Genomic DNA, 12300 nt, shown 5'->3' with positions numbered 1-12300 from the left:
TCCTTAGGATGCACCCCATGTCACTCCCGCACGCGATCCTCACCGCCCTGCTCGAGAAGCCCTCGTCGGGGCTGGAGCTGACCCGCAGGTTCGACCGTTCGATCGGCTACTTCTGGTCGGCCACGCACCAGCAGATCTACCGGGAACTGGGAAAGCTGGAACAGGCCGGGCAGATCAGGGCGCTGGAGCCCGCGCAGCCCGCCCGGGGCCAGAAGAGGGAGTACGAGGTGCTGCCCGCGGGCCGCGAGGCGCTGTCCGCCTGGGTGGCCCGGCCGGAGGACCCCAAGCAGGTCCGCGATCCGCTGCTGCTGCGGATGCGGGCGGCGGCGGTCGTGGGTGCGCCGGGGCTGGACGCGGAGCTGCGCCGCCATCTGATGCTGCACCGGCGGCAGCTCGCGGAGTACCTGGAGATCGAGCGACGGGACTTCGCGCCCGGGCGCGACATGGACGGGCGCGATGCGGACGGGGACCGGCTGAGGCATCTGGTGCTGCGCGGCGGCATCGATCTGGAGAACTTCTGGATCGGCTGGCTGACCCGGGCACTGGCCGAGTACCCCGCCCAGGAGGCGCAGCCCCGGTAGCCGCCCGCCATTCATGTGTCTTTCGACGCGCGCGTCGAAGCGGGCCAGGCGGGCGGCTCCCGGCCCGGTAGGGGCTCTCAGGAGCGGCCGGCCCTGATCCGCCGCAGGTGGCCGTGTTCCGGGTGAAGTGCGCGTGGGCTCTTGATGACCACTCTCGACGGGACGACAGCCGGTGTGGGACCGGCCACCGCCGCGGCTGCGGGCGATGTCCGGGCCTGGGCGCGGCTGAGCAGGATCACTCCGCGTACGGCCGCCGCCGTACCCAGCAGCGCCGGGATCAGGCTGATCGCCCCGCCCTGGAGCCGCTCCCCCAGCAGGGCCAGGCCGATGGCCGCCGCGGCGACCGGGTTGGCGAGGGTGACGACGGCGAGCGGGGCGCCGAGGCTGCCGCCCCGGTACGCGGTCTGGGAGAGCAGCAGGCCTCCCACGGCGAAGGCGGACACGAGCACCGCCACGACCACCAGACGCCAGCTCACCATCGCGCCCTCGGTGTCATCGGTCATCGCGACGGTCAGCGTCTGGGTGAGGGCGGAGGCGACACCGGAGGTGATGCCGGAGGCCGCCGCGTGCCGCAGTCCCGGGCGTGTGCCCGGGCGGCTGAGACCGGCGACGACGGCCACGGTCCCGGCGCCGACGGCCAGCGCCTCGGCCATGCTCAGCGTTTCGTGGGGTGCGGAACCGCCTGCGGTCATCAGCAGGGCCCCGAGGCCGGCGAGTGTGAGAAGGGTGCCGCGCCATTCGGTGCCGGTGACCCTCCGCCCCGCGGCACGGGCACCCAGCGGCACGGCCGCGACCAGGGTCAGGGCCCCGAGCGGCTGGACGAGCGTGAGCGGTCCGTACTTCAGCGCGACGACGTGCAGCAGCGCACCCCCGGCGTTCAGCGCGACGGCGGCCCACCAGGCCCCGCGGCCCAGCAGCCGCAGCGTCCCGGTGCCGGGGGCGGTGCGTCCGGCGAGCCGCGCCTGCGCCACCGCGGCCGAGGCGTACGCGCCGGCGGAGACGAGGGAGAGCGCGACGGCGATCAGGGTGGCGTTCATCGCCGGCCCCCGGTCGGGGCGTACGACGAGGACGTCCCCTGGGCCGGTACGGCCGTGTTGTAGGGGGCGCCGGCATAGGACGGCCACGGAACATGGGTCCGCAGCGGCTCCGCTCGCGGCAGCCGGAGCGCCGCGAGGGCCACCGCCAGCAGCGCGGCCACCACGATCGAGTCGAGCCAGTAGTGGTTGGCGGTGCCGACTATGACGAGCAGGGTGATGGCCGGGTGCAGCAGCCACAGCCAGCGCCACCGCGAACGGGTGGCGACGACCAGTCCGACCCCGACCATGACGGCCCAGCCGAAGTGGAGGGAGGGCATGGCGGCGAACTGGTTGGCCATGGAGTCGGTGGCGGGCGTCGCCCCGTACACCGTCGGTCCGTAGACCTGGCCGGTGTCGACCAGGCCGGTGGCGGCCAGCAGGCGCGGCGGGGCGAGCGGGAACAGCAGGTGCAGGGCCAGTGCCGCGCCGGTGAGCACGGCGAGGATGCGGCGCGACCAGATGTAGTGGCGCGGGCGGCGCCAGTACAGCCAGGCGAGGAAGAGCAGGGTGGCCGGGAAGTGAACGGTCGCGTAGTAGGTGTTCGCGAGGTGGATCAGCGTCTCGTCGTGGAGCAGCAGGCCCTGTACGGCGCCCTCGTCGGGCAGGTGTACGGCGCGTTCCAGATCCCACACGCGCCCGGCGTTGTGGTACGCCTCGTCGACGTGACCGTTGGCCGCCTGGCGGCCGAACTTGTAGATCACGAAGAGTCCTACGACGAGAAGAAGCTCGCGGACGAGGGGCGGTCGGGCAGAAGTGTCCGGCTCCCGATCGGCGGGCCTGCTACCGGCGAACATCACCCGGTGCCCCTTTGCTGACGAAGCGGTGGTTATGAGGCCTGGAGCAAGTCCACGCCGTATCGATACGCCAGTGTACCGATACGCAGACGTATCGGAACACTCGCGTATCGGTACACTGGCGTATCGAAGGACCTCGTCGCAGAGTCGCAGAGAGGGAAAGCGCATGTCGCCGCTGGAAACGGAGCCGGAGCAGGCCACCGCGTCGCGCCGCTCGAAGATCACGCCGGAACGGGCCCAGGAGCTCTACACGGCCGTGCTCGACATGCTGAGGGAGAGCGGCTACGAGTCGCTCACCATGGAGGGTGTCGCCTCCCGGTCCCGCTGCGGCAAGTCCACGCTCTACCGCCAGTGGGGCTCCAAGCCCGAACTGGTCGTCGCCGCACTGCACGGCACCCGGCACGGCCTGCTCGGGCGGATCGACACGGGCACACTGGCCGGGGACCTGCGCGAAGCCGCCCGGGCCATCGGTGAGGGTTCGGGACGCGACACGCCCCTGATGCTGGCCCTGAGCCACGCAGCACTGCAGAGCCCCGAGCTGCTGTGCGCGCTGCGCGAGTCGCTGATCCTGCCCGAACTGGCGGCGATCGACGCCATGGTCGCGCGCGCTGTGGAGCGGGGCGAGGTGGCCGCGGACAACCCGGCCACGGAGTTCGTCTCCGCGCAGCTGCTGGGCGTGATGCGTGCGCGCCCGTTGCTGGAGTGCGCGTACGCGGATGAGACGTTCCTCATCCGCTTCGTGGAGGGCGCGGTCTTTCCCGCACTCGGCCTGGACCCCCACGCGTCCAGGTCCTGACAGACGTGGGCCGTCGTTCCAGCGGATGACGACGGTCCGCCCGCGCCGCACCGTGGGGACGGGGGCGGCGCACAACCCGGCCGGCCGGTGACTTCTTCGGAAGTCACCGGCCGGCCGCGTTTCCCCGCCCCTCACCGCCGGGATCCCTCTTTTCGTCCCCTTGACGATATGCAGCCATCGCCATTATCGTCCCCATGACGAGAACAAGGGGGCCCCTCATGGCCGACATCACCCGGCGCTTCGGCTGGCGCCATCTGCGCTCCGCGCCCACAGCTCACATCCGCCACCACAAGCGCGGGCGGCTCGCCCACGACGGTGCGGGGCTGAGCTTCTGGTACCGGTCGCTCAGCGCCGCGCTCTCCGAGGTTCCGGTCAACGACCGCGAGCTGGCCATGGCGTTCCACGCCCGCACGTCCGACTTCCAGGACGTGACCGTGCAGGCCACCGTGACGTACCGGATCAGCGATCCGGCCGAGGCGGCCGCGCGCCTCGACTTCTCCGTCGACCCCGATACGGGTGCATGGCGCGGTGCGCCGCTGGAGCAGATCGCGACACTGCTCACCGAGACCGCCCAGCAGCACACCCTGGACGTGCTGGCGCGCACCCCGCTGGCCGGTGCACTGGTGGACGGTGTCGCCTCGGTACGCGAACGGGTGGCGGCCGGACTGGCCGGCGAGCCCCGGCTGCCCGCCACCGGGATCGACGTGGTGGCGGTGCGCGTCGTCGCCATCCGCCCCGAGGCCGAGGTGGAACGGGCGTTGCGCACCCCCGCCCGCGAGCAGATCCAGCAGGAGGCCGACCGGGCCACGTACGAACGCCGCGCCGTGGCCGTGGAGCGCGAGCGGACGATCGCCGAGAACGAGCTGGCCAGCCAGATCGAGCTCGCCCGCCGCGAGGAGCAGCTGGTCGAGCAGCGCGGGACCAACACCCGCCGCGAGGCCGAGGAGAACGCGGCGGCCGACGGCGTGCGCGCCGAGGCGGAGGCGGCCCGCAAGGTACGCCTCGCCCGCGCCGAGGCGGAGGCGGCCCGCGAGGTCGGTGCGGCCCGTGCCGAGTCGCAGGCGGCGTGGCTCCAGGTGCACGGGGAGGTGGACGCCGCGACACTGCACGCGCTGGCCGTCACCCGGCTCGCCGAGAACCTGCCGCGCATCGACAGCCTCACGCTCTCCCCCGACGTCCTCACCGGTCTGCTCGCCAAGCTCGGCCGGACCGCACCGGAGACCCGGCCGTGAGCCTGGCTCCCCGGGCGGTTCTGGTCCACCGCACCACCGAGTACGAGGAGCTGCTGGCCCGGCACGGCACGCACGGGCAGGCCGCGTTCTTCCTCTCCAGCCGGGGCCGGTCCATCGACGAGGTGGCCCGGCGGCACGAACGGACCCGGCAGGCACTCGCCGATGTGGCGGCGGCCGTCCCGCTCCAGTGGCGCCGTTCCCGGGTGGAGCGGGCGGATCTGGACCGGTTCCTGTTCGCACCGGAGGACGTGGTGGTCGTCGTCGGGCAGGACGGACTGGTCGCCAACGCGGCCAAGTACCTCTCCGGCCAGCCGGTCGTGGGCATCGACACCGATCCCGGACGCAACCCCGGCGTTCTGGTACGCCACCGGCCCGCCGACGCGCCGGCGCTGCTGCGGGCCGCCGTGGCTCCCGGCGGCCGGGCGGACGAACTCACCATGGTCGAGGCGGTGGCCGACGACACACAAAGGCTCCTCGCCCTCAACGAGATCTACCTCGGCCCGCCGGGGCACCAGACGGCCCGTTACCGGCTCGGTCCCGACGCTGCGGACTCCCCCGCCGAGTCGCAGGCCTCGTCCGGTGTCCTGGTCGGCACGGGGACCGGCGCCACGGGGTGGCTGCGCTCCCTGTGGCAGGAGCGCCGCAGCACTCTCGCCCTGCCCGGCCCGACCGACCCCCGGCTGCTGTGGTTCGTCCGGGAGGCCTGGCCCTCACCCGCGACGGGCACCTCGCTCGTCGCGGGTGAACTGGGCCGCGGGCAGGGACTGCGGCTGACCGTCGAATCCGACCGGGTGGTGGTGTTCGGCGACGGCGTGGAGAGTGACGCGCTGGAGCTGACGTGGGGGCAGTCCGTACGGCTCGGCATCTCGGCCACATCACTGCGGCTGACGGTGTGACCCGCGCGGGACCGCCGGCGCTCCCCCGTAGGCTCGACGCCCGAACCGGTCCGGCCCCCGCCAGGAGAACACCATGAACACCGATGCCACTCCCGTCCCCTCCCGCAACTCGCGCCCGCCGCAGGCCCAGGCGGCGCTGGGCGTCGGGGTCCTCGTACAGGACGGGCAGGGGCGGATCCTGCTGGGCCGGCACCACAGCGGCACCTGGGAGCTGCCCGGCGGCAAGGTCGATCCGACGCACGAGTCGATCGCGGCGGCGGCCGTGCGCGAGCTCCGCGAGGAGACGGGGCTGGAGGCCGCAGAGGGCGACGTGCGCGTTTTCGCGATGCTGCACGACGCGGTCGGCGGGATCAACCGGGTGACGATGGCCGCACGGGTGACCGTCGGGGAAGGCACCGCGCTGGTGACCGAACCCCACCTCATCAGCACCTGGCAGTGGACCCGGCCCGAGGAGCTGCCGGCACCGCTCTTCGACCCCTCGGCGCAGATCCTCGCGGCCTGGCGCCCCGATCTCGGCATCGCGCACCCGCCGGTTCACCGGCTGGACATCGCGACCGAGGGCGAACAGGAATAACCCTAAGCTCATTAATCATTTGCCTAGGGCTCATAGGCAGAGTTAGCGTCGTCGGCATGAAGGCCGTGACCGAGCAGGACATCCGCACATCGTTCGTCAACTGCTCCAAGGGAGAAGCCGGGCGGCTGCCGCTGCCCCGCGATCTCGACGAGCTGCCCTGGGACGATCTCGACTTCCTGGGCTGGCGGGATCTCTCCGCCCCGGGGCGCAGCTATATCGTCACCGAGCACGAGGGCAGGCTCACCGGCATCACGCTCCGCTTCCCCTCCCAGCAGCGCGGCTTCCTCCACCGCAGCATGTGCTCGCTCTGCCTGACCACGCACCCGGGCAGCGGGGTGTCGCTGATGACCGCCCGCAAGACGGGACCGGCGGGGCGTGAGGGCAATTCGGTCGGTCTCTACATGTGCACCGACCTGGCCTGCTCGCTGTACGTACGGGGGAAGAAGGCCGTGGCCTCGGGCGCCCGCTTCAAGGAGTCGCTGACCGTGGAGGAGCAGATCAGCCGTACGACCGGCAATCTCGCCGCCTTCGTCGCCAAGCTCTTCGTCTGATCCCGGCGGCGCAGGGCCCGCCCCGCGGACCCGGCGGCGCAGGGCCGTGCCCGCTCCGGCCGACGGACGGTCGGGGCGGGCGCGGCCCGGCGAGCGGGCCGGCTACCGCGCCGTACGCCTGCCATGCACGGCGGCGTAGCCCGGAGCGGTGTTCTGCCCGCTCGGGACGCCTCCGAGGACGGTGCCCTGGTTCACCAGCGCGACCGAGTCGGGTCCGACGCCGGCCTGCTCGGCGGTGACCGCCAGCGCGATGATGTTGTCGCCCTGCGGCTTCAGGAAGCCGGCGGGGATGACGAACTCCTTCTGCGGACCGACGTTGTTGACGTACTGGCCGGTGTTCCAGCCGTTGACGAAGATCTGGACGCGGTACTTGTCCGCCTTGCCCCCGTCGTCGTCGATCCGCAGGCCGACCGCCGTGTCCGCGCCCTTGGGCAGGTTCAGCCGGGCCGTGGTGCGGTACCACTGCACCCCGGGGCGGGCGCTCTTGAGCGAACCGCTCCGTGCCCAGGACGTGTCCGGTGCGCCCGGCAGGTGCCAGCCCATGCGCTCGCCGTACAGGCCTCCGTTGTTGTAGAGACCGCGAGCGGTGTCGACGGGTTCGGGCCCGCCCAGGGCCCCCTGGATCCGCCAGTCGACCTTGCCCGATCCGGCGATGGTGACGTCGGCCAGGCCCCGGCCGCCCTTGGACCGGCCGTCGGAACTCCAGTCCTCGTACTGGCCCATGTTCCGTACGAGTACGGCCAGGACGGCGGGTTTGCCCGGCTCGACCAGCCCGTCCGGGACCTTGTGGGTGGCGGTGCCGTCGCCCTGGGCGCCGAGGTAGGTGCCGTTCAGCCAGACGAGCGCGTGACCGGCGGTGCCCGTCTTCACCGTGACCTCGACGGTGCTGCCGGCCGCGGCCGGTGTGTAGTGGCCGCGGTACCAGGTGTCGCCCTCGTGGAATCCGTACTCGTCCGTGTCCAGGACGACGCCGGATGACGCGCCGGGTCCGTGACGAGGATTGGCGGCTGTGGTCCGGTCCGCCTTCATCCAGCCCGAGTCGTCGAACGCCGCGGTGCGTTCGGGGTCGGATCCGGCCGTGCGCCAGGTGTCCAGGGCCGGCAGCGTTACGTCCGCGGGGCCCGGCAGGCCGGCGACGAGCGCTCCTGCCGCATCCCGGCTCGTGGCCAGGGGCCGGTTGTTCCAGGTGAGGGTGGACACGCCGGTGGGGGCGAAGACACGCAGCCGGCCGGCCCGGCGGGTGTCGCCGGTCAGATCGAGCCGGGCCCCCGAGACGCGGGCCGTGCGGGCGAGCTCCGGTCCGATGACCAGGACGTCGCTGCTGCCCGCGTCGAGCTGCCAGGTGTCCGCGACGGCGTCCCGGTCGGAGATCACCAGCGTGAGTTCCTTGCCGCCGCCCGAGACGCGCACCGTCCGGGTGCCCTCGTGCACATAGTTGAGCCGCAGGTCCTTGCGCTCGGGGTCCCAGGTGGTCTCCACCGGAGCGCCGTCCGCGGTGGTGACGTCGGGCCGCTCCTCGTAGCGCAGGACCGTCTCGCCGTCCGTGCCCTTCGCGCCGTCGAGGACGAGCAGATCGCGTCCGGCGCCCAGCCGGGTGAGCACCTGTGAGGTGGAGTAGACGAGCCGGTGTGGTCCGAAGGCGTAGTCCGCGACCAGGGTCGTGGCGTCACGTCCGCCCACGGTGACCGCGGTGTCCGGCTTCTGCGGGATACGGGGATAGGCGCCGGAACCCGTGGGCGTCCCCGGCTTCGTGGTCGGGGTCGTGTCGATGGCGTCGACGGAGACGAACGTCCCCTGCGAGGCCGCGGTGCCCTTCTCGCCGGTGACGACGATCCTGAGGGTGTGCGGGCCCGCGCCGAGGTCGTTCGCCTCGAAGAGAACGCGCTGGAAGGCGGGGGACGCGGCGTAGCTGTCGACCGTCGCCTTCTTGACGCCGTCGATGTAGACGTCCGCGGTGCCGTGGTTGGAGGAGTCGGGACCGATCCAGCGAACGGTCGGTCCGTCGAAGGTGGCCTCGACGCTGTCACCGGCCGTGGAGGAGAACGTCTCGTCGTCCTTGTAGTCCCCGCCGGTCCAGGACTGGCCGGTGGCGCGGTTCCAGGAGCCGGCGAACTTCAGCGCTGCGGTGTCGGAGTCGTTCCAGCGGTACGAGACCTCCTCCGGTGGCCGGGGAGGGTCGGTCAGGTCCAGGGGGAAGGTGACACGGCTGGTGGAGGTGTCGTTGGAATCGGGGTGGCGCAGCGTGATCAGGCGCATGCCGTTGCCCGACACGGAGGTGCCGGCCTTGTTCTCGGTGGACAGGCGCTGCTGGGCCTTGACGGGGCCACCGCCGGTGACGGTGACCGCCGGGGCGGTGACGGCCCCGGCGGAGGCGATCGGCTTCACCGCGTTCTGCAGGTAGCCGAACTCCTTCTGGACGGCGAGCTTCGGCGTGATCGTACGGTTCTCGGCGATCGCCGCGCCGTAGTCGTAGGAGGTGAATCCGGATCCGGGGTCGCCGGTCCATCCCCAGTTGGTACCGCCGTACTCCATGTAGGAGTTGAACAGGGTGGCGCCGTTGGCGACGTTGTTCACGGCGAACTGGCGGGTGAACGCGGCGTCGGTGAACTTGGCGCACTCGCTGGTCTGGAAGTCGCGGCCCCAGGCGGTGAACGCGCCGCCCTGCCCCTCGGCGACGAAGACCGGTGTACGGGGCGAGTAGCCGCGGATGCGGGTCTCGTAGTCGCTCAGCCGGCCCCGGCCGCCCGCGCAGTCGAAGCCCAGCGGATAGGTGTCGAAGGCGTAGAGGTCCAGCTTGGATCCACCGGGTCCGCCCGGCACGTTCCAGCCGTGGCCGTCGCCGTAGTCGTTGTGGAACAGCGGGACGGTGATGCCCTGGTCGACGACGGCGCTCTGCAGCTTCTCGATGTAGTCGACGCGCTTGGCCTGGTTGTCGATCTGTTCGTTCTCGACTTGGTAGGCGATGACGCTGCCGCCGCCGTCGGTGATCTGGTGCTTGCCGATGATGCCGTTGACCGCCTCGAGCCACTCCAGGTCGGCCGCCAGGTTCTGCGGGTCTGCCGTGCGCTGCTCGCCGCCGTGGGTGCTCATGTACGGCGGCAGGCCCCCCATGCTCGCCTCGGCGTTGACGTACGGGCCGGGGCGGGCGATGACGTAGAGGCCCTCCTGTTCGGCCATGGTCAGCAGCCGGTCGATGTCACGGACGCCGGAGAAGTCGTAGGAGCCCGGCTCGCTGGAGTGGTAGCCCCAGAAGAAGTAGAGCGAAACGGTGTTGAAGCCCGATGCCTTGAGCTTCTGCAGGATGTCGCGCCACTGGTCGGGGCTCGGCAGCCGCCAGTAGTGGAACTCTCCGGACCACACGACCAGCCGCTCGCCGTCGATCTTGAGGGACTTGTCGTCCCAGGTGACGGCGTGGGAACGGCTGTCGTTGCCCGGGAACGGGTGGCTGACGGCAGCGGACGCGGCCGCTGGGGTCCGTCCGGCCTGCCCGGTGGTGTGTGCGGAGACCGGCAGGGGTGAGGCGAGGGACAGTACGAGGCCGGTGGCCAGACCGCCGACGACCGCACGCCGTAAGGCGGGCCCGCGCGTGCGCGGCCGGTGGGAGTGGTTCGTCATGAACGCCCTTTCGCTGGTGTGCCCATGGTGCGGTTCATGCGGTGCGCGGGGCCGGTCGGACCGGCCCCGCGCAACGCGGCCCCCGTCGGCGGCAGGGGCGTCGCGGCTACTGCATGCGGAGCGCTGCCTGCGTGAGGAAGGTGTCGAGCACGCCGTCACCGACCTTGGGCCGGACGCTGCCCCAGGTGTTGCGCGGCGGGTCGGTCCGCACGGCACGCGCCCGGTCCTGCAACCCCTTGGAGGAGGCGAGCAGTTGGGCGGCCGTGTCCTTGTCGCCCGAGTCCCGGGCGTCGAGTGCGTCCAGCATCGTCACCGCGGCGTCCCCCCACAGCGCGGTGGCGTCCAGCCAGGGCGCGGAGTCGGTGACGAATCCCGGCTGCACGGCACCGCCGCGGATGACCTCGGGCGCGTTCCTTATGGCCTTGGCGTAGGGGCGCAATGCCGCAACGGCGCCGGCGTGGTCACCGGCGTCCCATGCGGTCCAGAACTCAGCGGTACGGCGGGAGAGTTCGGGAGCCTGCGGCTGCCAGGGGGTGGCGCCGAAGGTGGGTGCCATGTGTTCGAGGTCGCCGAGGACCAGCAGCGCCTCGGTCGCCTCCCGGTCGCCGCCGGCCAGGTAGGACATGGCGCGGCGCCACTCGGAACGCGCGTCGTAGGCGGTGTCGTTCCAGGCGAAGCCGGCCGCACCGAAGACGGCGACCTTGCTGGCGTAGGGCTGGTTCATGGGGTTCGCAACGATGCCGCTGAGGTGGGCGGACAGACCGGCCTCACGCTTGTCGTACGGCGCGAGGAGCAGCCGCCCGCTCGTGTTCCCGTAGTCGTTGACGGGGTAGTTGTCCCACACGAACACCTTGCGCCCGAACAGCGCCGCCGCCCCTTCGGCCTGCTGGTTGGTGATGCTCGGCGGCACGACGTCGGTGCCGGTCCACATCACCTCGATCGCGGGGTCGAGCGTGGCACGCAGGGTCTTCTTGTAGGCGGTGTCGGTCAGGTCGCCGTATTCGGTCGGCACCATCTGCAGCGGCTGGGCGCCGGGGTGCGTGGCGATGAAGTCGTGCTGTACGCCGTTGAGGAGGTCGACCTGGGCCTTGGCCGCCGCCTCGCGGCCCGGCGCGCCGAACTTCGCCCGGTCGCCCTCGCAGTTCCAGCGGGTGTAGCTGATGTCGTCCAGCGGGATGGAGAACGCCCGCGTGCCCAGGTCGTACATGGCCTGGAGCTTGGCGTCGAGGTCCTTGCGGTGGGCCGCGTCGGAGTAGCAGATGGACTCGCCCGGGGAGACGGCGAAGGTGAACCGGACGTGGTTGGCGGTGGCCCGCTGCACCAGTTCGCCCAGCTCCGTGAGCTTGTCGGCGGGGTAGGGCTCGCGCCACTTGCTGCGGTGGAACGGGTCGTCCTTGGGCGCGTAGATATAGGTGTTGGCCTTCACGTCGCCGTAGAAGTCCATCTGGTCGAGCCGCTCGGCATGCGTCCACGGCTGTCCGTAGAAGCCCTCGATGGTGCCGCGCAGCGGCATGGAGGGGAAGTCGGCGGCCTGCGCGCCGGCCACCTTCCAGCCGTCGCCGGAGCGCGTGAACAGCTGACGCAGCGTCTGCACGGCGTAGAACTGCCCCGCGGCGTCCGTGCCGCCGAGGGCGACCCCGGAGCCGGGCCGGTGCGCGGAGACCCGCAGGGCGTATCCCTCCGCATGATCGGGGGCATCCGCGGTGCCGAGTGCGCGCCTGATGTCCGGGCGGGTGGCGGGTCCGAGCCGGACGGTGAGCAAACCGGCGGCGGCCGCGGGTACTTGACGTGGCGTCACGATGTCGACGCGGTGCGCTCCGTGCGCCTTGAGTTCGGCGACGAGGCGGTCGAGTGCCGCGGAGTCCGTCGCGTCGTCGGCGACGACGAGCACGCGGCCGGTGACGGTGGCGTCGGCTCCGGAGCGGCCGATGGACTGCGGGACGGGTGAGACCGGTGGGAGGGCGGTGGCACCGGCCGGGCCGGACGGACGGGCGGCGCCGGCGGGCGATGACAGGCACATCACGGCGGTGGCCGTGGCCAGCAGGCATGCGAGCGTGGTCACATCGCGTCGTCTCACAGAGTCTCCAAGTGGTCTAAACCAGCGAAGTGTTCAGGAGAATTCCGCAACAAGGCGGGGCCGTCAAGGTGTTTCGTGCGATCCTGTTTGGTCTAGACGTTTACTCTT

10 protein-coding genes are annotated in these 12300 nt (G+C 71.8%); 6 read left to right on the top strand and 4 right to left on the bottom strand.

Going from position 1 to position 12300, the window contains the following annotated elements:
• Positions 1-17 precede the first annotated feature (17 nt).
• Positions 18-581, top strand: coding sequence for a PadR family transcriptional regulator (locus tag OG782_RS33760; RefSeq protein ID WP_406457592.1), 564 nt, complete (start codon positions 18-20; stop codon positions 579-581).
• Between the two features lie 77 nt (positions 582-658).
• Here OG782_RS33760 and OG782_RS33755 read toward each other — a convergent pair whose 3' ends face one another.
• The gene (locus OG782_RS33755) at positions 659-1618 is read right to left on the bottom strand and encodes a DMT family transporter (RefSeq protein WP_406457590.1); all 960 of its coding nucleotides are present in this window, start codon (positions 1616-1618) and stop codon (positions 659-661) included.
• Positions 1615-2451 carry a phosphatase PAP2 family protein gene (locus OG782_RS33750; protein ID WP_406457588.1) on the bottom strand — a complete coding sequence of 279 codons (837 nt, stop codon included), beginning with the start codon at positions 2449-2451 and terminating at the stop codon, positions 1615-1617. The genes OG782_RS33755 and OG782_RS33750 overlap by 4 nt, the downstream gene beginning before the upstream one ends.
• A gap of 166 nt (positions 2452-2617) precedes the next feature.
• On the opposite strand from OG782_RS33750, the gene OG782_RS33745 reads away from it, so the two are divergent.
• From OG782_RS33745 to OG782_RS33725, 5 genes are all read left to right on the top strand, one after another.
• On the top strand, positions 2618-3247 hold the full coding sequence (locus tag OG782_RS33745; protein WP_406457586.1) for a TetR/AcrR family transcriptional regulator: 630 nt from the start codon (positions 2618-2620) through the stop codon (positions 3245-3247).
• A 218-nt stretch (positions 3248-3465) separates the two neighbouring features.
• The gene (locus tag OG782_RS33740) at positions 3466-4479 is read left to right on the top strand and encodes an SPFH domain-containing protein (protein WP_406457584.1); all 1014 of its coding nucleotides are present in this window, start codon (positions 3466-3468) and stop codon (positions 4477-4479) included.
• Positions 4476-5375 (top strand): hypothetical protein, encoded by a 900-nt coding sequence (locus OG782_RS33735; protein ID WP_406457582.1) that lies wholly within the window; start codon positions 4476-4478, stop codon positions 5373-5375. The genes OG782_RS33740 and OG782_RS33735 overlap by 4 nt, the downstream gene beginning before the upstream one ends.
• Positions 5376-5448: 73 nt before the next feature.
• Positions 5449-5949: an NUDIX hydrolase gene (locus tag OG782_RS33730; RefSeq protein WP_406457580.1), complete on the top strand. Its 501-nt coding sequence runs from the start codon at positions 5449-5451 to the stop codon at positions 5947-5949.
• Between the two features lie 56 nt (positions 5950-6005).
• Complete coding sequence (locus tag OG782_RS33725; RefSeq protein WP_406457578.1) at positions 6006-6500, top strand: FBP domain-containing protein; 495 nt, start codon at positions 6006-6008, stop codon at positions 6498-6500.
• A gap of 102 nt (positions 6501-6602) precedes the next feature.
• Here OG782_RS33725 and OG782_RS33720 read toward each other — a convergent pair whose 3' ends face one another.
• Positions 6603-10115, bottom strand: a complete 3513-nt coding sequence (locus OG782_RS33720) for a beta-galactosidase (RefSeq protein WP_406457576.1) — start codon at positions 10113-10115, stop codon at positions 6603-6605.
• A 106-nt stretch (positions 10116-10221) separates the two neighbouring features.
• A complete protein-coding gene (locus OG782_RS33715) occupies positions 10222-12135 on the bottom strand; it encodes a beta-N-acetylhexosaminidase family protein (protein WP_406459415.1) in 1914 nt (637 codons plus the stop codon).
• Positions 12136-12300 lie beyond the last annotated feature (165 nt).

Source organism: Streptomyces sp. NBC_00876 (assembly GCF_045207435.1).
Lineage (GTDB): Bacteria > Actinomycetota > Actinomycetes > Streptomycetales > Streptomycetaceae > Streptomyces.
The sequence above is the reverse complement of the archived record's forward strand: the minus strand, read 5'-3'. Positions and strand labels throughout refer to the sequence as shown.

Excerpts from the sequence above, each read along its gene's own strand:
- OG782_RS33730 (WP_406457580.1), top strand. The coding sequence starts at position 5,449 with ATGAACACCGATGCCACTCCCGTCCCCTCCCGCAACTCGCGCCCGCCG.
- OG782_RS33740 (WP_406457584.1), top strand. The coding sequence starts at position 3,466 with ATGGCCGACATCACCCGGCGCTTCGGCTGGCGCCATCTGCGCTCCGCG.
- OG782_RS33715 (WP_406459415.1), bottom strand. The coding sequence starts at position 12,135 with ATGTGCCTGTCATCGCCCGCCGGCGCCGCCCGTCCGTCCGGCCCGGCC.
- OG782_RS33720 (WP_406457576.1), bottom strand. The coding sequence starts at position 10,115 with ATGACGAACCACTCCCACCGGCCGCGCACGCGCGGGCCCGCCTTACGG.
- OG782_RS33760 (WP_406457592.1), top strand. The coding sequence starts at position 18 with ATGTCACTCCCGCACGCGATCCTCACCGCCCTGCTCGAGAAGCCCTCG.
- OG782_RS33745 (WP_406457586.1), top strand. The coding sequence starts at position 2,618 with ATGTCGCCGCTGGAAACGGAGCCGGAGCAGGCCACCGCGTCGCGCCGC.
- OG782_RS33755 (WP_406457590.1), bottom strand. The coding sequence starts at position 1,618 with ATGAACGCCACCCTGATCGCCGTCGCGCTCTCCCTCGTCTCCGCCGGC.
- OG782_RS33725 (WP_406457578.1), top strand. The coding sequence starts at position 6,006 with ATGAAGGCCGTGACCGAGCAGGACATCCGCACATCGTTCGTCAACTGC.
- OG782_RS33750 (WP_406457588.1), bottom strand. The coding sequence starts at position 2,451 with ATGTTCGCCGGTAGCAGGCCCGCCGATCGGGAGCCGGACACTTCTGCC.